The organism is Streptomyces sp. NPDC004111 (assembly GCF_042874215.1).
GTDB lineage: Bacteria > Actinomycetota > Actinomycetes > Streptomycetales > Streptomycetaceae > Streptomyces.
This window is the reverse complement of record NZ_JBIAMU010000047.1, coordinates 1-18,939: the sequence shown is the minus strand read 5'-3', so window position 1 is coordinate 18,939 and position 18,939 is coordinate 1. Positions and strand designations below refer to the sequence as shown.

Here is an 18,939-nt window from a genome sequence, read left to right as displayed (position 1 = left end):
GCGCGCGGTCTGCTCCGCAGACGCGACGCGGAGCCGCTACGCGGCTCTTCCCTCGGTCGCTCCGCTCCCGAGGACGCCGGTCCACTCCGTGGCCCTGCGTGCCCTGCGGCCGCTCCGCGCCCTCCGGGCCGGTCGGCTGCGCCTCCCTCACGGCAGGCGCTCCGCGCCTGTTCCGGGGCCGCTCCGCGCCCCCGGCAAGCCCGCTGCGCGGGCGGCTGGCTACGGGGTGGGGTGGCCCAGGTCGGCGCCCACCGGTCACACCGAGTGACACCCCGGCCAAAAACGGAGCCGCACCCTCCGGCCCGCTCCCTCCGCGTGCGTCAAAACTGACCACCGCTGGATTGTCCTGAGAAACCGTACATCCACCGGGACCACCCGACATGACCACAACCCACCCCACCCACCACACCACCGCCCACACACACCATCTGACCTGGGAAAACACCCACCACCCACCGGGCCACCCACCACGACACCACCCCCGCACACACCAAACTGACACTCCGTCAGGGACCGGATTCGAATCCCGACCCCCCTCGAACCAAATCCGACCACCCAACTCCGAACACCCGCAGCAGAATTCAACCCCTCCCCCAAAAAGCCCGGATTCGGCGCCACGAATTCACACCGGACCGAATTCGGCCCACCCGCATTCCAGACCAGGAATGCAAATTGAGCGGATGCCGCAGATTAACCTTGCAAGGTTAGCCGCATTCCGGCTTCTCCTCCTCCAACTGAAAAGGGTGGGGGGGGGGGGCTCTCCCCCTCCGGTCACAGAGGGGCGTCCTCGGGCAGCTCCCCGAGGGTGACCAGGCGGACGGCGTCTCGGATCACGTCTCCGAGGGTGATCACCTGGGCGCGCAGCCGGCTTCGCTCGGCGAGTGCGGCGCCGTCGGCCGTGAGGGGCCGCAGGGGGTCCTGGTCGGGGTCGTCGGTGGCGCGGGGGCCGTCGCCCCAGACGGCTTGCCACTGGATCAGCGCTTCCACGGCGGGCTGGGAGGTCACGTGGCAGGCGGTGCGGACCAGGGTGGCCAGGTCGGCGGGCAGACGGATCGTCAGGGTCTCGTGGGGGCCCTGGACGCCGGGGACGGGGCGGGCGCGGACGCGGCCGTGGCCGGTGCCCACCGGGCGCCCGGGGACTCCCGCGGCCGTGGTGTCCGGGACGGCGGGCCACTCGCGGTCTGCCCACCCTCGTGCCTCGACCACTTCGCGCACGCCGTGGGCCACCACCAGGTCCTGGCTCCCGCGCAGCTCGCCCGACTCCCGCAGGGCGGCGCGCTCGGCGCGCAGCTCGGCGCGCATGCGGGCGAGGTCGGACAGGAGCGTGGTGCGGTGCGCGGCGCGGTCGGCGGCGTCGGGGCCGGCGGGGCCGGGCAGCTTCTTGGCGTACGCGGCGATGTGGGCGCGGCGGTCGGCCAGCCACGCCTTCTCGCGGGCGGCCTCGGCCGCGACGACATCCGTCAGCAGTGCGCGGGTACCGGCGGGGACGTCGACGGTGACCGTGGTGAGTGCCATGCAGGAACGCTAGCGGCCCCGGACCAGGTCCAGAGGGGGCCTCTCCCCCTCTGGGGGGAGAGGTGTCGGCGCCCGGAGCACTGACCCGCACCGTCTGACCCGGGCCTCTGACCTGCACCCACACCCCGCCCCGGGCCGCGGCCGCCGATCGGTAGCCGCAACCTATTGCGCCACCTGATTCGCAACCCCATGTGCAACCCGTTGCGCAACCTGTTGTGCAACGTGCTCTGCAACCGCGGGCGTCCGGGCCCGCCCACACACCGGGCGGCCCATCCGAAGTTCTCCGCTCGGCGCGGCGCCACCCTTCAGCAGGCAGAACGCCAACCCTTAGCAGATCTTTTCACCGGAACAGATTGACTGCCGTTTCGACTTCAGCTTGGCACGAAAGATTTGGCCGTTTTGTACCAATAAGAACCATCCCAAAGTCACAACCAGTGTGTCGCTCATCACATACCTGACTTACGGAAACACCGACCGCGAGAAATGGGCTCCATGTTTTCCTCACGCGCCTGACCTGCGGAAACACTGAGGGGGGAAGACAGGTCGGACATCTGCTATGGGAACCCGCTCACGGGTCGCTTTTGCTCCGTTTTGTCCAACACGGCCGTTCAACGCCCTCCGCCGTACAGTCTGCTGACGGCACAACACCCCCGGTGCAACGACGAAGGGAGACCTCGCGGCGGCCCCTGCTTCCTACGGCCAGGCCCAATGCGGAGTCTCCCTCTCGTCAGCCGATGGGTGCCCGACCCTTCTACGAGTGGAGAAACCCATGACGACAACTCCCGACCGTACCGCACAGCACCAAGCGCACTCTGGCCGTCCTTCACGACGGCTTGCCTGGTTCACCGCAGTCACTGGAGCGCTGTCTGTACTCGCCATCTGCCTGCTTGCCCTCACCGGCCATGCAGAGGAAGCCACGGCCGTTGGCCTGGTCGGCGGGGCAGCTGTCGCAGCTGGCGGCATCAGCGTGACCATCAACCTCCGCAGGTAACGGTCCTCGCCCACCGCAAAGGCACTGGCGCAGCCACTGACCGAAGTGCGTTGTAACGCTCCTCCTTGGCGGCCTCGCCGTCCGACGCTGCCGACGGAGCTGCTACAACAGCAGTGAGGCCCGGGGCGCTTTCCTCGCCCCGGGCCTCACTCGTACGAACTGTCAGCGGGTCTTGTTGTCCTCGACGGCGGCCGTCACGGCCTGGAGGCGCTCGGTCAGCGTGCCGGTGCTCTCCTCCAAGACCTCGCGGAACACCTCGGCCATGCGCTGCGGGTCCCCGTTCTCCTTCGCGTCCATCAGTTCCTGGGCCTTGTCGTGGATGAAATCGCTCATCGCTGTGACCTGCGCTTTCTTGGGTCGGGTCAGTGTTTGGGTCAGTTGTTGTGGTCGGCCGGCTCCTGGCGGGCGGGGACGTCGGGGTCGTAGCCGCGGGCCGGGTTGTAGCCGCGGGCGAGGAGTTCGACGGCTTCGGACTTGGTGGTGGACGCGACGCTCATGGACCGGTTGATGGTGGCTTCGATCGTGGCCAGGTCGACGGCTTCGGGGCTTCCGGCGGCCAGGATCATGCGGGCGACGACGCGCACCCGGCGCTGGAGGGCGGAGAGGTCGGCGACGTCCTCGGCTTCGATGGCCCGCCGGGTGATCTGCGCGGTCTGGTCGCGGAGATCGGCCGCCCGCTTGGTCTCTTCGGCGGTGCGCCGGTTGGCTTCGGCGGTGCGCGCTGTCGCTTCGGCGTGGCGCTGCCTCGCGGCGGCGGCCTCTGCCTCCTGCTTCTCCGCTGCGGCGCGCTCGGTGGTCTGCTTCCTCTCCCATTCGAGAGCGCGCGCCTCTTCTTCGGCGGTCCGTGCGACCGCTTCGGCTTCGCGGAGCCGGGCTTCGGCGGCGTCGGCGGCCTCCGTGGCGGCCCGCTCTTCCTCGGCGCGGCGGGTGGCGGCCTCGGCGGCGCGCTCGGCGGCCGTGAGGGCGGTGGTCGCCTCCAGTTGGGCCTCGGCCTCGATGGTGCGGGCCCGCGATTCGGCTACGGCGGTCTCCGCCCTGGCGGAGGCGCGGACGGAGGCGATCTCGCCCTGGAGGCGGACGCGCTCCTTCTCGGCGGAGGCCTCGTGCTTCTCCTTCTCCAGCGTCAGCTCCAGTGCGGCGGCCTGGGCCTGCTGCTCGCGCCGCTGCTCGTCACGCCGCATCTGCGCGGGCAGCGCCAGCGCCTCGTCCACGGACATGCCGAACGCCTTCATGACCATGGGCAGGCGGTCGAGTGCGCCGATCTTCCCCTCTTCGTGGCCCTTCTCCAGCTCCTCGCGGTGCTGCACCCACACGTTGTAGATCGCGCGCTTCTTCTCCAGTTCAACGAGCTGGGTGTAGGAGGTGATCTGCCACAGCTTCATGCGGCGCCACATGCGCAGCGTCGCGTACGGGGCGAGGACCCACCGCATGAGCGGGACGGGGTCGTGCTCGATGCCCGCTTCGAGAGCGGTCTGCTTCATGAGCAGACGGCGGCCGGCCTCGATCGCCGTGACGAACAGGACCGGCATCAGTCCGTGGGCCAGCGCGCGTACCGGGTGGTCCGCCACGCTGCCGTGCGCGGTCGCGTTGAAGAACACGGTGGCGCCGGTCATCACGTGCGCCATGGTCCGCAGCGCCCCGAACCGCACCCGGAACAGCACCAGGACGAGATCCAGGATCAGAAACGTCAGGATCGAGATGTCGACCCCGGCGGCGAACCAGGCGGACCCCTCCCCGAACCCCCACGTCCGCCCGGCGGCGGTCAGGTTGTCGAAGGACAGGACGAACCCGATTCCGCCGACACTCACGCCGCCGATGATGCCGCCGCCGATGAGCGCGGCTTTCGTACGGCGGCCGATCCGGCGCCCACCGGCCGGAGCAGCCTCCGAAGCGGGCGGGGAGGTGTCCGAAGCGGGCGGGCGGAAACTCGAAGCGGGCTGCGGCTCGCCCGAAGCGGGCGCCGGGACGGCCGGAGCCGCCGTGCGGGGCGGCTCGATCGTGGTGGTCAATGTCTCTCCCTGGTGACTGGTGCTCGAAGGCCGGGCGCGCCCGGAGGGATGCGCCCGGCCGTACTTCGGGTGGTGCGGGTGGTGCCACGGTGGCGATGCCCCGCCCATCCTCTCGGGCCGGTGGGGTGCACTTCCGTGACGGGCGGTCAGGCCGCGTGCGGCTGCGGCGGGTGCGGCGGGTGCGGGCGGCCCGGGGCCGGCGGCGGCTCCGGGTCCCGGCGGTGCGGCTGCGGACGCATCGGCAGCGGAGGCTTGCTCATCGGCCGCCCCCTGCCCGGTAGGCGGCCACGGCGGCGCTGTGCGCGTCCACGGCCTCAACCGTGGTCCGTACGGCCTCGGCTGCGGCGTCCGCCGCCTCCTGGTCCCGTGCGGCCCTCGCGCGGGCGGCCTCCATCGCGGCCGCGGCCTGGCGGCGCTCCTCGTCGCTCATCGCCCACCACCCGCCGCCTGCGCGGCCCGGCGGGCGGCCTCCGCCGCTTCGGCGGCCTGGCGGGCGGCCTCGATGCGCTGCTGCGCGAGCCGGTCGGCGGCCTGCTGCTCGGTGCTGCTCATCGGGCACCCCCGACCACGGCCCGGGTCGTCCAGCCGCCGCACTTGCGGCACACGTACTTGCCGTTCTCGGGCCGCATCTGGCGGCCGTGGCAGTGAGGTGCGGTGTGGCGTGCCATCACCGACCACCCCGCAGACGGCCGTTGCTGTTGTTCCCGGCGCCAGGGGTGGGCTGCTGCTTGTCGTTGCGGACGTGTCCGCCCTGCGAGGCGGAGTAGTCGCGGCCGTGCCCGGACAGACGGGGGTCGTCGGGGCTCGGCTTGGGCTGACGGAGTGCCATGATGGGCTCCTGATTCCTTCGGGAGTTGGGGCCCCGGGACGACCGTCCATCTGCCAAGAAAAGCCGGTCGTCTCGGGGTGTTTTTTGTGCCCCGCGCCCCCTTCTCGGGGGTGGGGAGATTGGGGGTAGCCGGGCGGGTAGAGCGCCCGGTAGACGCTGGTAGCTGAGGGGTAAACCCGCAGGTAAACGCGGGGGTAGACCGGTGCTACCGGGGGGCGCGGGTGGGGGCCGCGGTGGTCACTGGGGAGGGGTCTGGAGCGCCCCGAGTCGGGCGGGCAGGGAGAGCCGGGACAGGGCCCCGGAGAGCACCCCGGAGGGGCCCCGGGGCGGGGGGTTGGCGGGGGCCTCGGACGGGGTCTCGGCGGGGATCTCCCCGACCGGTTCCGGGGCCCCCTCCCCGACCTCCTCGGACGCCTCCTCGGCGGGGGCCGGCTGACCCTCCCCGACCGGCCCCGGCCGGGGGCCGAACTCGGGGTCGGGGAACAGCTTTGCGAGGGCGTCGGCGGGGGTCATCCCCAGCGCCTCGGTGACCCGGTCGACGCGGACCCCGTAGTCGACCGTGCCGCTCAACTTGACCGACTTGGTCACCGGGACGCCGTTCTTCTCCACCCAGTCGCGTAGCTCGATCTTGGTCGCGCCGGGGGCCAGCAGGCCCGCCTCGACGGCGGTGTCGACCAGCTCGGCGACGTGGACGCCCTTCCCGCCCGCCGCTTCGACGGCGGCGAGCGCGGCCAGGACGTGGTGCATCAGCCGGTGGGCGGCGGCCTCCGCAGACGCCTCCTCCTGGTCCTGCTGCTGGCCGTCGTCGTCCTGCTCCTGGTCCTCCTCGTCGGCGGGGTCCGGGGGAGGAGCGGCCACCCACGCGGCCACCACCCACGCCAGCCCCCCGACGGAGATGATCACCGGACGCCACGGGGCCAGCAGACCCACGTACGGGGCGGCCACGGCGCAGACGGTCCCGACCGCTCCCGCGACCAGGGCCGCGCCGAACGCGGCGAACGCGAGCGCCTCCAGCGGAGGTCGGCGGCCGGACGGCAGGGCCGAAGTGTCGAACTCCGGCGGTTCCTCGCCCGCCTTCGCGGCCTTGGCCACGGCCCTGGCGTGCGCCTTCCGGGCCTTCTTGGCCTCGGCCTCGGCGGCGGCCTGGGCCACGGGGTCGATGCTGGCCTGTGTCCACGCCCAGGACAGCGCCCCGAGCGTGTGCGTGCAGGCCCGGCGGGTCAGGACCACCGACCCGCGCCACAGCGCGGTCATCGCGGCGGAGGCTCCGGTCAGTACCGACCGGGCCTCGCGCACCGCGCTCACAGCGCCCCCACCATCGACGCGCCCTTGAGCACCAGACCCACGCCCACGCCCCAGATGCCGCCCGCCTTCGCGTAGACGACCCCGGCGGAAATGCCGTAGAAGATCGGCCAGATCATCTTCTTCCACTTCGGGAAGAAGGTGAGGAGCGTGAGGCAGATCGCGACGCCGCCCAGGCCGATGTTGCCCAGGCCCGATCCCTGGATGATCGACGTCGGGACCTCTCCGATTCCCTTCACGACGGAGCCCCAGGTCTCGCCCGCCGCCATCGCGAGGGTGGCGAAAACGATCGCAACGCCGCCCGCCTTGTCGCGGTTGAGCTTGAACCGGTCGGAGCCGCGCAGGCCCATCATCAGGAGCATGCCGCTGGCCAGGGCCAGGCCGCTGATCCCGATCGACCCGAACACGGGCCCGGCGGCCAGCACCACATCGGTCGCGGCGGCAAGGGTGATGGTCACAGCACAGCTCCGGGGGCGTAGAGGGCGGACGACAGGACGACGGTGGCGAGCGGGACCCGGGCCACCCACCGGGTGGCGGGGCGCCAGGTCGCGCACCGGCGGTCCAGCGCCCACCAGCACAGGACCCCGGCCCCGGCCGCCAGGAGCAGCGGCGCCAGGAGCACCGGCCACGGGTGCAGGGCGGCGAACGTCTGGGTGAGAAGGGGGCCGGTGCCCTGCGCCCACAGGGCGGCGGCGAGCGCACCGGCCGGGCGGGCGGCACGGCTGACCGTGCCGGGCAGCAGCCCGCTCGCCACCCCGCCGGCCCGCCAGCCCGCGTACCCGGCGACCCCGACCGCGGCGGTCACCCCAAGGGGCACGAGCGAGATGGTTGCCCGGCTCATCAGGTCGGCCCCGGCCATCGGGTCACCGGTCACCCCCCACACCAGGGAGTGCCCCAGCGCGGCCGCGCTGGCGTTGTAGGCGAGCCACCTCAACCGCGGATTCGCGGCGGCCTGCGCGAACCGGGACACCGGCTCCTTGGCGCCGCTCTTCCCCTTCTTCTTGCCGCGCTTCTTGCCGCCCTTCGCACCCTTGGCCTTGGCCTTCTTCGGCTTGGCGGGCGTGTCCGTGGGCTCCTCGGGCGCCTTGTCCCCGGCCGGGGACGGCGCGAGGTCCTCGGCCGCCCACAGCCGGTCCAGCCAATCGGGCTGCGGCTCGGACCGCTGCGTCGGCGCGCTCACGCCACACCGCCGATCCGGTCACGCAGCCACGCCCGCACCCGCAACTCGTCCCCGCCCACCAGGTGTTGCTCGGGCGGCACCGGGAGCGGCGGCAGGTCCCTCTGCACGGCGGTACGGCACCGCGACGGCAGCACCGTCCGCGTCATCCGTACCGGCAGTGCACACCCGCCACGCCGGGGGCGCCAACGACGCCCCCACTCTGCAACCATCATCACGTCCGGACCTCTCTGACCAGGGGTTCTGACACGTGGCGCCGGTGTCCTACCACCGGCGCCACCCGCCCGGCCGGTGTTCCTACGCACCGGCCGGGCACCTGCGTTTCCGCAGGTCAACGCACCTGTGCCCTACCCGACATGTTCCTGGCGGGGCTGCTGGTGCCCCTTTAAGGTAGAGCACTGCACCATGTGAGCGCTAGTACTAGCGATGAAATCGCACGTGCCGTAGCCTCGTGGGTGCATCACTGCACTCGCCGGAGTGCAGTGCGAGCACAGGAGGGAGAACAGGAGTGCCCGACACAGTCGGATACGCAGAGATCGCGGCTCACTACCGCCAGCAGATCCAGGACGGCGTTCTCGCGCCGGGCGACACACTGCCGTCGCTGCGGCAGGTCTGCGAGACGTACAACGTGGCAACGACCACCGCCAATCGCGCCTACCGCATGCTTAAGCGCGAAGGGCTGACGTTGGCCAAGGCTGGCGTGGGAACCGTCGTCGCAGCACCGCTCAGCAACAACATCGCAGCGCGGGTCCAGCTTCACGAGGCCACCGGCTCAGCGCTCGGGGGCGGAGAGACCTCTCGCATCCTCAGTGTTGGCACCGTTGGTGCCGACGAGCTGGTTGCTCCGCGTCTGGACGTGGCACCAGGAACGCCCGTTCACGTACGGCAGCGACTCGTCAGCCGAGGTGGCGTGCCGATCCACCTGAGCAGTTCGTATTATCCGGAATACGTAATTGCCGTGACTCCGGAACTGACCGAACCGATTTCTACTGGTGGGTCACGTGAATTGGCCGCAAAACGGCTCGGCGTTGCCCAGGATCATGTGCTGGAAGAGGTCACTTCACGACGGGCAACCGACCCGGAAAAAACCGCACTTGGTCTGACCGCAGGCGACGTAATCGTGACTCAGGTAGTCCGGTCTGTATTTCTCAAGGACGGCCGGGTTGTGGAAGTCGCGGTAAAAGTCGCGGGCGGTTCGACAATTCTCAGGTGGTCAACTTCACTTGCAATTCAGCAAAGCGCGGAAGACACCGAGTAAAGAAATTACAGGCTGTAGGAAACGAAACAGGCCCCGCATCATGCGGGGCCTGGACGCCTGCGTCAGGACGGCCATCCCGACGCAGGAAAAGCGCTCTCGAAACTTCAGATAGGAGGTGCACTCACCTTGATGGTACGTGCACGACAGACCCCCCGGCCAGAGGGCCATGTCACACCTGGTCAGCCCGCTCGGTTGATGGCGGTGGCGGCGTGAGCGGGTCGAAGAAGGGGTTCGGTGGGGGGCAGATCAAGCGGGGGCCGATCGCGGCCGACGTCATCGGCCGCCACTTCACCACGGTCTGCAACGCGGCAGTGCGGGACCGCCGGCTGTCGCGCCGGGCTCGGGGTCTGCTGGTGGAGATCCTGTCGCATCAGGAGGGCTTCACAATCTCGGAGGCGTCGTTGGTCGCGGCCGGGCCGGAGGGGCGTGACGCGATCCGTACGGCGCTGCGAGAGCTGGAGGGGTACGGCTACCTGCACCGCACTCAGCCGCGGGACGGGGGCCAGTTCTCGGCTGCCGTGTTCGAGGTGACGGACATGCCCGAGGGGCTCCTGATCGGGGCCGCGTCGCCCTGGGACGCCTCCGAACCGCCCCCTGAGGAAAACCCCAGGTCAGAGCCGTTGACTGGAAATCCGTCGACGGCGGGCGAGTCACAAAACCCCAGGTCAGGACCGTTGACTGAAAAACCGTCGACGGATGAACCGTCGACGGCAAATCCACCACATAAGAAAACCAATTCCTCCTGCGGAGCAGAAAACTCTCTCTCTCCGCAGGACTCGGATGCCTCTGACGCCACAGGCGAAGAGCGAGAGAGAGCGGCTGCGCCGGGGGAGGAGCGGGGGAACTCTGAGTGCCCCCGTGGTCCTCACGACGCGGATGCGGATGCGGATCGGGTCGTGGCCGCGTACGCCGGTGCGCTGGGCCGCCCGCTGCTGAACGGCTCCCGAACCCGCCTGCTGACGCAGGCGGCGGGTCTGCTGGCGGCAGGGCTGCCGGTGGCGTGGGTGGCGGCGCGGGCCGCGGAGATGCCCACGCGCGGGTGGACGGACCTGGAGCAGCACTGCGAGCGGTCGCGGGTGCCGATCCCGGCGCAGACCGGTGCGCCCCCGTCGGCGGCTGGCGCGGTGCCTGCGGCGCGGTCGGCGGTTGAGGAGTGTCCGGCGTGCGACGCCTACGGCTGGCTGCTGGACGACGACGATGACGGGCCGCAGGTGCGGTGCGCCCATGCGGGCCTGACGGCGGGAGACGCGCGGTGAGCACGGTGGAGATGCCCGCCCCGAGGGCGGCGGAGCCCGACGTGGTGTCGGCGAGCGTGGAGGCCGAGAGCGCGGTCCTGGGCGCGTGCCTGATGGCGACCCGGGTGTACGACCCGGTCGCGGACGCGGTGCGGATCCTGGGCGAGGGCGACTGGTCGGTGCCCGCGAATGAACCGCTGTGGGAAGCGATCGTGCGCCTGCACGCCGCCGGGCACCCGACCGGGGTGCCCGCCGTGGAGGCGGAGCTGCGGCGCGCGGGAGACCTGGAGCGGGCCGGCGGACTGCTGCGGCTGTCCCAGGTCGCGGCGCAGGCCTGCACGGCGATGGAGGCCGACCACTACGCGCGCATCATCCACGGCTACGCCGAGATGCGCCGCTACCAGGCCACCCTGGTGCGGGCGATGCAGGGCGCACGGCAGGCCGACCCCCTGGCGCTGCCGGAGACGATCGCCGCGCACCAGGCGGAGCTGGAACAGCTCACCGGCGCCGACCCGGACGAGGCGGACCTGTACGGGCGGTTCGGCGACGGCCTGGAGGACCACCTGGACAGCCTGACCCGGGCGGTGGAGCCCCTGGCCGTCACCGGGCTGACCGACCTCGACGCGCTGATGCGGCTCGCCCCCGGGCAGATGATCGTGGTCGCAGGCAGGCCCGGCATGGGCAAGTCCGCGTTCGCCCTCGGGGTCGCGACGGCCACGGCTGCGAGCGGACGCACCACGCTGCTCCACAGCCTGGAAATGGGCCGCGCGGAGGTCACCAACCGCATCCTCGCGGCGGAGGCCCGGGTGGCGTTCGACCACCTGCGCGGCGGGGTCGACTCCATGACGGCCGGGGACTGGGACCGCATCGACCGGTTCGTGCCCGACCTCAAGGCGCTGCCGCTGATGATCGACTACAGCTCCCGGGTCAGCCCCGCCCGTATCCGCTCCCGCATCAAGCAGCTGGTCCGCGAGACCGGGCAGGCCCCGCTGGTGGTCGTGGACTACCTCGGGCTGATGCAGACCGACCAGCGCTCCTCCCGCCAGAGCCTCTACGAACGGGTCACCGAGATCAGCCGCGAACTCAAGGTGCTCGCGTCCGACACAGGGGCGGTGATCATCGCGCTGGCGCAGCTCAACCGCGCCTCCGAGCAGCGCACCGACAAGAAACCGGCGGTGTCCGACCTGCGCGACTCCGGGGCGCTGGAGCAGGACGCGGACGCAGTGATCCTGCTGCACCGCGAGGACTACTACGAGCCGTCCACGCGGGCGGGCGAGACCGACCTGATCGTGGGCAAGCACCGCAACGGGCCCTGTACGACGCTCGTCGTGGCGCACCAGTTCCACTACAGCCGCTTGCGCGACATGGCCCGCGAGGGCACGCAGAGCGACCTCCTGGGCCTGGTCACCCTCACCGACGAACGGGTTGCCGCCCTGCCCCCGAAGTACCAGGCCGGGTTCACCGATCCCGGATAGCCGGAGCAGGAAGGGGCCGTCCAGGCCCCTGGGTGCCCCTGTGGGCGCCGATCTCCCGCCCCGGGCCCCTCTGGGCGCCCGGGGTCAAGATCGGCGCTCACGCGGGCGTATGACGATCATTCACCGGGGGTGCCGCGCCGTGGTGTTGGCGCTGCCCGGGATGTCCGTTCCTCACAGGCTCACAGGTCACCGGCGAGACCGCCTCCACCAGGAAAAACGGGGGAGTGGCCTCACAGGTGACCTGTGAGGAACAGACATCCCGGGCACCTGTGAGGAACGGACATCACAGACACCGGGCGGGGCGTGCCACCGGTACGACAAACGGCTCCCGGGTTCTTCCTCCTCATCACCTGTCCCGCCGCCGCTGGATCCGGGGCCCAACGCGCGCGCGTGACGTGCGCGCGCGTAGGGCCCCGCCAGCGGGACCCGTGGGACAGGGGCGCGACAGTCAACGGGACAGGGCGGCAGTCGCCCGTGCGGGTGATGGACGGGGCCCTGGGATCGCAGGAGGATCCGCGTGTGTGGGGGGCCGGTTGTTGAGTGCGGCCGGTACCGCGCGCCCCGTCGACCGGGGCGTACTCCACGCATGGCAGAGCCCGGCGACGAGTTACCCCCTGGCCGGGCTCTGCCGCTGTTGTTGTGCCGCCCGCCCCCGGGTGGGCGGCCGGGGTCCCTCGTGCGGGTGATGGACGGGGTCCGCAGCCCGCAGGACGATGCGCAGAAAGCTGTGTGGAGGGCCGGTCGTGTGAGCGCGGCCGGTCCCGCGCGTGCCCCGTCCGCCCGGGGCGCGCACCACACACGGGCAGCGCCCGGCGGACGATTCGACCCTGCGCCCGGCGCTGCCGTCGTCGTGGGGCCCGGCACAGGGGGCGGGACCGTCCTCTCGTGCCGGGCTTCACCGCCCGCACTGCACGCCCTCACCGGCGGGGCCGGTCTGGCCGGGCGTCCCCGGCCGGACCTCTGTGCCCATGTACGGCTGTCCTGGCCGGCCAGGACAGTCAGGCCCGTGCGAGACCGCCGGCCCGGGGTCCGGGGGACGTCTAGGTGCTCGGCTATTGCGGCCAGCCCACGGTCTCGGCCCGTCCTCATTGTGGTGGCTCCGTGCCTGTGGCGTACACCGAATCCGTCCCCAGACACTGAGGAAGCCGGTGGGGCGTACGGGGCGAAAGGGCTCGTGTTCACGATGGACACCGGCCGCGGCCCGCAGGACGATGCGCAGCAAATCGTGTGTGGGGGCAGGCCGTTGGGGAGCCGGCTCCGCGGGCGCCCTGTTCGTCGGTCGGGGCGCGCACCACACACCGGCGGAGCCCGGCGAGACCCACCACCCCCGCCGGGCTCCACTGCTGCGCGCTCGTGGGTCAGCCGGGGGTCACCTTCAGGAGAAGCAGGCGGTAGATCGGGCCGCCGGGCTCGTTGCGGTACGGGCCGGCGTCCCGGTAGCCGAGCCGTTCGTACAGTGCCCGCCCGCCCGCGTTGTCCGGGCGCACCAGCAGCGACGCCCAGTCGGGGGCGAGCGCCTGGAGGAGTTCGGTGTGGAGGCGGGTGCCGATGCCCCGGGACTGCCAGGCCGGGGAGACCGCGAGTTCGCACAGTCCCATCAGCCGCCCGGTGCGGACGTGTTCGGGGATGGACGGCAGCAGCTCGCCGTACCAGTACTCGGGTGTCGCGGGGAACGCGTAGCCGAACCCGGCCATCGTGCCGCCCGCGTACGCGGTGACCAGGGTGAAGCCCTCGTGGCGGAGGTGGTGGGTGATCTGGCGGCGCAGGGCCTGGGCGGAGCGGCCGTCGGTGGCGCCGCCGGGGGTGTCGACGTGCTCGGGGTGGGCGTCGGCCCACAGGTCGGCGATCGCGTCCAGGAGCGCGGGCACCTGGCCGGGCCCGTAGGTGCGGTAGACGACGTCGGTGCGGGTGCTGGGGGTCACGCCCGTCCTCCTGAAGTAGCAACGGTGGTGCGGTACTCCTCGATCCAGTCGGCGACCGCGGGGACACGGTGGTGGCGCTGGAGCGCGCTCGCGACGTGGTGCAGCGCCTGCAGCAGCCGGTCCGAGCGCACCTCGGGGAGGAACGCGAGGACGCGGCCGGCCGCCGCGGCCGCGGCCTCGGGCTCCGGCCGGTCCCTCACCGCATGCTGGATCGCGATGTCCGCCGTGTACAGGGAGCGGTTGCGGGCGAACGCGTCGCCGTGCAGCAGAACGGCCTGTTCGGCCCCGGCGGCGGCGCGTTCGTGCTGCCCGAGATCGGCGCGGGCCAGGCATTCGAGCCCGGCCAGTTCCGCGCCGGTGAAGAAGTTCAGCCAGGGCGGATCGGCGTCGGACGGGCCGCGGGCGTAGAGGTGGTGGGCGCGCACGATCGCCGCGTCCGTGGCGCTGGTGTCGCCCATCAGCGCCCACCCGCCCGCCTCCCGCATCGCGAACAGCGACAGCAGACGCGGCGACCCGAGCCCCTTGGCGACGGTCTGCGCGCCCTGCGCGGCCGCAATCGCCTCGCGCGGGCGGCCCGCGGTTTTCGCCAGCAGGGCCAGGCACCCGAAGGCGTGCGCCTCCAGCTCCGGGTCGTCGGCGATCCGCGCGGCGGCCAGGGCCTCGCCGTACAGCGAGTGCGCGTCGGCGGTGCGGCCCGAGTCGTAGCTGAGCCACCCCGCCGCGATCGACAGTGCGCCGGTCGCGGAGCGCAGCCGGCGCCCGGTGCGGTCGGTGTACGTACCGGCCTGCAACCACTGGTAGGCGGTGTGCAGGGCATCGGACGCGGCCCGGCGCAGCGGCGCCGACCCGTGGTCGTGGTCGTGCGCGTACAGCGCGGCCACCGACCGCGTCACCGCCCGCACCTCGCCGGCGCCCACCCGGCCTCCGGGCCCGGCCATGGTGGTGAGCGGGAGCGTCAGCACGGCCGCCCCGTCCCGCAGGAACCGCCGCCGCTCCACGTCCTCCTCCTGCTCCTGGCCGTCGTCCTGGCCGTGGGCCGCGACCGCGGCGTTCGCCGACGGCTGCCGGGCGAAGCCGAGTTCGGCCAGGCTGCGCCCGGTCATCGTGGTGAGAATGCGCTGGTAGACCGGGCGGGGACAGGCCACCTCGCCGTCCTCCCACGCGGCCACCAGCCGGGCCCCGCACGCGACCACCTCGCCCTGCGCCGCCCCGGCCTTCACCACCTCGCGCGCGAATTCCCCACGGCTGAGCAGCATGACGTCCTCGCGCACCGCGCGCAGACGGGTGTTGGGGGTGAGACGGCGGTTGGCCATGCCGGGCTCCGGACATCCGCATCGGACCGGGAGAACGGGTCGAACGTAGCGCTCCTGCGGTGTTGATGCCCCGCCTGCGCCCGCACTTCACCCGCCGGGGGCACCGGTTCTTTCATCGCTCTTGCATGGCGCTGGCGTCGCACCGGCCGGGCCCGCTCTGCTGGGGTGGAGAGAAACCCCTTTCACCCAGGAGCAGAGGAGCGTCCGATGCTCGCCCCCGCCGCCGACCCGCGCAGCACAGCCTGGCTCGCGCACGCCCACCCCTCCCCGAGAACGGCCTACGCGGAGTGGGAGCAGCGCCCCCTCGCGATGCTCCCGCTCGGCAACCGTTTCGACGCCGTCCGCATCCCCGCCCGCACGGTCGTCGCCGGAACCGGCACCGCCCAGGAACAGGAGATCGCCGGGTTCCTCGCGCAGACGCTCGCCGGGCCGGTCATCGCCGACCCCGGCCTCTGCTACTACGCCCTGCTCCCCGCCGGGAGCGCAGACACCTGGCCGTTCCGGTACGCGGCGTGCCTGGGACACACCCACTGGCTCGCCGTCCCGCGCATCGACCGCGACACCGGCCCCGGCCCGTACTGGGCAGTCCCCATGGAACGCGCCGGGACCCTCTGCCAGCCGAAGCCGGTCGGGGAGTTTGTGTCGATGGCCGGCCGCGCCCTCCAGAGAAAACTGGCCCGCACATGAAGCACTTCGCCGCGCCGAACGACACCGCCGCCCGGCGGCTGGCCCTGGACGTCGCCGTCATGACCGACACCGTCGCCCGCGCGCACCAGGCCCTCGCCTCCCACCCGCTGCCCCGCCCCGACGAAGTGGCCCTGCTGACGCACCTGCTGTCCGGACACGTCCGCCTCCTCCTGGAGGACGTCCTGCCCCGCCTGCGCGCCATGGACCACGGCACCACCCGGTGGGACCAGCACAAGGCCGACTACGACGCCGCACACCACGCCCTGGAGGCCGGACCCACCCACGGCCTGGGCGCCGCCACGATCCGCCTGCGCGACCTCACCCGCGGCTGCGAACGGCTGCTGGAAATCCTCGCGGCCGCCGGCCCGGAGCCGGGCCGCGCCCACCGGCGCTGACCGCACCGGCGACAACCCCCAGTTGCCGACAACCCGGGGTTGTCACTGCCCGCGGGCAAGGGTTGCACCGGCAGGGGGCTGCACAGTGGGCTGCACCGGGGGAATCAGCGGCGGATCGGAGGTTGCACCGCAGGTAGGTACACCCCAAACCGGACATGGCCCGTCGTGCCTGGTCAGAGCACGTCGGGGGCCACCCTGCGGTGCGGACACCTCTTCCCGCGGAGCCGGGAGAGGTTCAAGTGGTGTGGTGGGAGCGGCCCGGCGGTACCGCCCCACAGAGAGTGCACTCCGGGCACCGGGCCTGACCCGCACACCCATGTCGGCACGGACTGCCCAGCACCCTAGTCCGGTCAATCGACGGTGATCAGCCGGACCACCGTCACCGTCCGCACGGACGGCGAGACGACGTACCGCACGAACGCGCCGTGCACGGTCGCCTCGCGCCGATCCCGGTCGGACCCGACCGGGGTGGAGCCGTGCCCGTACGGATCGACACCGATCGTCGCGGCCACCGCCGCTTGGAACATCTGGCTGTTGCTCATCTTGGCGAGCGTGGCATCCGCGGGCGGGGCGTACGTGATGCGGTGCTTGCTCACGAGGCGTGGCGCTCCCGCTCGCGCAGCTGCTCGGTCAGCTCGCGCTCCTGGTCGTCCTCGGCCAACTCGAACAGCCAGTGCCGCAGCACCGCGTGCAACTCGTTCACGGAAGCGCCGGCCACCGCCCGGTCAAAGTCCCCGCGGCGCTCCTGAGGAAGAGCGGCGCGGATGCCGGGGATCGTGTCGGGCAGGACGGTCTCCTGCCCGTTGCTCCATGTCGTCAGCCTGGCCACAGCGGGCCTCCCTGCGGGTGCGGATGAGCCGTTCTGCCCACGGTAGCGACACCGGCCCCGCCCCGGGACGTGTCCGCAACACCGGGGGAAGCCTCTGCGCTCCAGTCGCTGCCGGGGAGGGGGACAGATTGTCCCGGGGACAATCTGTCCCCCTTACTGCCGAGTACAGCTCTTACGGTGTGGGCCCTGTCGACGCCGCAGAGGAGCACCCCATGGCGGCCAGCACCCCGTTGCACACGCCGGAGCGCACCCGCCAGAGGGTGCCCCGCCCGGCGGACGCCAGCATCTCCCTACCCCCCGTTTGTATTGGGGGATGTATTGGGGGATTGGGGGATCGGAACGGTGTTTTCCCAGGTAGTGGAGGTGCGCTGGGGGTATTGGGGGATTGGGGGGTGGCCCGCTCCGGCGACGGCCCCCGGCCCCCCAGCAGCGCCGTGCAGGGCGCCCCAGGTAACCGACACCCCTACCTCTGGGTGAAGCCAGCCGATCGACTGACCCGCCGCTCGAAGGGACTTGCGCGGCTTGCCCCTGCCCCCTGCACAGTCACCCCACCACCCCGAACCGCCCCGCCCCGTCCGCAGTACCGGACGGGGCGCTGCTGTCCGCAGCCCACCCCAAGACACAAGGGCCGCGACCAGTCCATGCTCCGCCGTCAAGTTCCCGCGAGCTTCCGTTCCGCACCGCTCACAAGGCGCCGGAACGGGCGCCCGGCGGATTTTCGCGAGAACTCGACCCCGGCCCCGGTCCCGCCGACCGTGGCCCCCGCACCACCCGCCGGTACGCCCGTACCGGCGGCCCTCGAACTTCCCGAACCCGAAGGAACCCGCGATGAACCGATCCCTGAACGCCCTGATGACCCTGGTCCTGCTCGGCTGCATGTTCCTGCTCCTGGTGGGCGGCGGCACCTACCTGGCCTGGCAGCATCCCGGGGCGGCCGTGCCGATCGGCGTGGGCGCCGCGATCGGCACGCTGTTCGTCACCGTCGTCGGCGTCGTGGTCGCGGTGGCCACGCGCAACAGGCAGTGAATCCCCGGGCCCCGGCCGTGGCGCCTCGGGGGCGCCACGGCCGGATTGGCCGGACACCGTGTGCCCGGCAAGCCTCACCCCCACCACGGCAAGCCCCGGGTTGCACGGGATCGTTGGACCCCTCATGACGACGTCCCCGCCGCCCGCCGGCCCCGTACCCGTTCTCGCCGACGCGGCCGCCGACGCTGTGTGCGCCCTCGCCGACGCGGTCACCTACGGGTGGCCCGCCGACCGCAGCGGCACACACGACGCCCTCGACGCCCTCGACATCCTGCTCGCCGCGCTCGCCCAGCTCGACACCGACGCCGCCCGCCTCCTGGCCCCCGCCGTCCTCGCCGCGACCCGCCTTCGCCACCACCTCGACGGCGACCAGGACGACGGCCAGGAGGCGGGCGGCGTCCCGGCCGCGCCCGCACCGGCGCCCACCGTGCCCGCTCCCCGCACTCCGGCCCGCCCCCGGAGGCGCGGACTGGGGCCCGGATACCGGGGCCTGGCCCTCTGAGGCGTAAGGGGCGCCGCCCGTGGTTACCGCATACGTCGGCACTGACCATGGCTCCCCGGCCCATGGTCAGTCCACGATCCGCTGAACTGACCACGGGCGGCCGGACCTGTGTACCTGTGTACTGAACCCCCTGTTTTCCCAGGTGGCAGCGCTGATCTGTGTACCTGTGTACCTGTGTACCTGTGTACCTGTGTACTGCCCGCCCCGGAGACGTGAGCCGGCCACGCCCGGCCACCCCGTGGTCAGTGCCATGGTCAGTGCGACGGCGGCCATGGTCAGTAGGCGAACCGCCGTGGTCAGTTGCCACTCCGGCAAGTAACCACGGCACTGACCAGGGCTGTGGCCTGGAGTGATACGCGTGATACGGAAGTGCTACGCGTATCACGCGGCGACTGCATTCGGCCCGGCTCGTTCTGCCCGCCGTCCCGGTCCCGCACACCGCACCGACCTGGCCCGGCCGTGGTCAGTTGCCAC

Annotated in this window: 20 protein-coding genes; 7 read left to right on the top strand and 13 right to left on the bottom strand. The window is 72.1% G+C overall.

The features are described from left to right. Positions 1-771 precede the first annotated feature (771 nt). From ACFYVL_RS44335 to ACFYVL_RS44295, 9 genes are all read right to left on the bottom strand, one after another. Positions 772-1,515 (bottom strand): hypothetical protein, encoded by a 744-nt coding sequence (locus tag ACFYVL_RS44335; RefSeq protein WP_389255828.1) that lies wholly within the window; start codon positions 1,513-1,515, stop codon positions 772-774. 1,153 nt (positions 1,516-2,668) lie between these two features. Continuing rightward, complete coding sequence (locus tag ACFYVL_RS44330) at positions 2,669-2,839, bottom strand: hypothetical protein (protein ID WP_389255826.1); 171 nt, start codon at positions 2,837-2,839, stop codon at positions 2,669-2,671. Positions 2,840-2,880: 41 nt separating this feature from the next. Next, positions 2,881-4,515 (bottom strand): DUF2637 domain-containing protein, encoded by a 1,635-nt coding sequence (locus ACFYVL_RS44325; RefSeq protein ID WP_389255824.1) that lies wholly within the window; start codon positions 4,513-4,515, stop codon positions 2,881-2,883. Positions 4,516-4,771: 256 nt separating this feature from the next. Further along, positions 4,772-4,945 (bottom strand): hypothetical protein, encoded by a 174-nt coding sequence (locus tag ACFYVL_RS44320; RefSeq protein ID WP_389255822.1) that lies wholly within the window; start codon positions 4,943-4,945, stop codon positions 4,772-4,774. Next, positions 4,942-5,067, bottom strand: a complete 126-nt coding sequence (locus tag ACFYVL_RS44315) for a hypothetical protein (RefSeq protein WP_389255820.1) — start codon at positions 5,065-5,067, stop codon at positions 4,942-4,944. Before ACFYVL_RS44315 ends, ACFYVL_RS44320 begins: the two co-directional genes overlap by 4 nt. Before the next feature lie 115 nt (positions 5,068-5,182). Further along, positions 5,183-5,344, bottom strand: a complete 162-nt coding sequence (locus ACFYVL_RS44310) for a hypothetical protein (protein ID WP_389255818.1) — start codon at positions 5,342-5,344, stop codon at positions 5,183-5,185. A gap of 237 nt (positions 5,345-5,581) precedes the next feature. Then, complete coding sequence (locus tag ACFYVL_RS44305) at positions 5,582-6,649, bottom strand: hypothetical protein (protein WP_389255816.1); 1,068 nt, start codon at positions 6,647-6,649, stop codon at positions 5,582-5,584. Next, entirely contained in the window at positions 6,646-7,104 is a 459-nt protein-coding gene (locus ACFYVL_RS44300; RefSeq protein WP_389255814.1) for a hypothetical protein, read from the bottom strand. The genes ACFYVL_RS44305 and ACFYVL_RS44300 overlap by 4 nt, the downstream gene beginning before the upstream one ends. Then, positions 7,101-7,826, bottom strand: a complete 726-nt coding sequence (locus tag ACFYVL_RS44295; protein WP_389255812.1) for a hypothetical protein — start codon at positions 7,824-7,826, stop codon at positions 7,101-7,103. The genes ACFYVL_RS44300 and ACFYVL_RS44295 overlap by 4 nt, the downstream gene beginning before the upstream one ends. A 505-nt stretch (positions 7,827-8,331) precedes the next feature. Between ACFYVL_RS44295 and ACFYVL_RS44290 the strand changes: the two genes are divergently transcribed. The 3 genes from ACFYVL_RS44290 to ACFYVL_RS44280 all read left to right on the top strand — a co-directional run bounded on the left by ACFYVL_RS44290 (position 8,332) and on the right by ACFYVL_RS44280 (position 11,791). Then, on the top strand, positions 8,332-9,081 hold the full coding sequence (locus ACFYVL_RS44290) for a GntR family transcriptional regulator (RefSeq protein WP_389255810.1): 750 nt from the start codon (positions 8,332-8,334) through the stop codon (positions 9,079-9,081). A gap of 209 nt (positions 9,082-9,290) precedes the next feature. Beyond that, positions 9,291-10,337 carry a hypothetical protein gene (locus ACFYVL_RS44285; protein WP_389255808.1) on the top strand — a complete coding sequence of 349 codons (1,047 nt, stop codon included), beginning with the start codon at positions 9,291-9,293 and terminating at the stop codon, positions 10,335-10,337. Beyond that, positions 10,334-11,791, top strand: a complete 1,458-nt coding sequence (locus ACFYVL_RS44280; RefSeq protein WP_389255806.1) for a replicative DNA helicase — start codon at positions 10,334-10,336, stop codon at positions 11,789-11,791. Before ACFYVL_RS44285 ends, ACFYVL_RS44280 begins: the two co-directional genes overlap by 4 nt. 1,358 nt (positions 11,792-13,149) lie before the next feature. Here ACFYVL_RS44280 and ACFYVL_RS44275 read toward each other — a convergent pair. After that, complete coding sequence (locus tag ACFYVL_RS44275; RefSeq protein ID WP_389255804.1) at positions 13,150-13,713, bottom strand: GNAT family N-acetyltransferase; 564 nt, start codon at positions 13,711-13,713, stop codon at positions 13,150-13,152. Beyond that, positions 13,710-15,026 carry a hypothetical protein gene (locus tag ACFYVL_RS44270; RefSeq protein WP_389255802.1) on the bottom strand — a complete coding sequence of 439 codons (1,317 nt, stop codon included), beginning with the start codon at positions 15,024-15,026 and terminating at the stop codon, positions 13,710-13,712. Before ACFYVL_RS44270 ends, ACFYVL_RS44275 begins: the two co-directional genes overlap by 4 nt. A gap of 207 nt (positions 15,027-15,233) precedes the next feature. Here ACFYVL_RS44270 and ACFYVL_RS44265 point away from each other — a divergent pair, with 207 nt between their 5' ends. Both ACFYVL_RS44265 and ACFYVL_RS44260 read left to right on the top strand, forming a co-directional pair. Next, positions 15,234-15,713 (top strand): hypothetical protein, encoded by a 480-nt coding sequence (locus tag ACFYVL_RS44265; RefSeq protein WP_389255800.1) that lies wholly within the window; start codon positions 15,234-15,236, stop codon positions 15,711-15,713. Then, positions 15,710-16,108, top strand: coding sequence for a DUF6415 family natural product biosynthesis protein (locus tag ACFYVL_RS44260; protein ID WP_389255798.1), 399 nt, complete (start codon positions 15,710-15,712; stop codon positions 16,106-16,108). Before ACFYVL_RS44265 ends, ACFYVL_RS44260 begins: the two co-directional genes overlap by 4 nt. 350 nt (positions 16,109-16,458) lie before the next feature. Here ACFYVL_RS44260 and ACFYVL_RS44255 read toward each other — a convergent pair whose 3' ends face one another. After that, on the bottom strand, positions 16,459-16,650 hold the full coding sequence (locus ACFYVL_RS44255; protein WP_389255830.1) for a hypothetical protein: 192 nt from the start codon (positions 16,648-16,650) through the stop codon (positions 16,459-16,461). 50 nt (positions 16,651-16,700) lie between these two features. Then, positions 16,701-16,937, bottom strand: a complete 237-nt coding sequence (locus ACFYVL_RS44250) for a hypothetical protein (protein WP_389255702.1) — start codon at positions 16,935-16,937, stop codon at positions 16,701-16,703. An 828-nt stretch (positions 16,938-17,765) separates the two neighbouring features. Between ACFYVL_RS44250 and ACFYVL_RS44245 the strand changes: the two genes are divergently transcribed. Both ACFYVL_RS44245 and ACFYVL_RS44240 read left to right on the top strand, forming a co-directional pair. Further along, positions 17,766-17,963 carry a hypothetical protein gene (locus ACFYVL_RS44245; RefSeq protein ID WP_389255796.1) on the top strand — a complete coding sequence of 66 codons (198 nt, stop codon included), beginning with the start codon at positions 17,766-17,768 and terminating at the stop codon, positions 17,961-17,963. Between the two features lie 124 nt (positions 17,964-18,087). Beyond that, positions 18,088-18,465, top strand: coding sequence for a hypothetical protein (locus ACFYVL_RS44240; RefSeq protein WP_389255794.1), 378 nt, complete (start codon positions 18,088-18,090; stop codon positions 18,463-18,465). Positions 18,466-18,939: the final 474 nt, after the last annotated feature.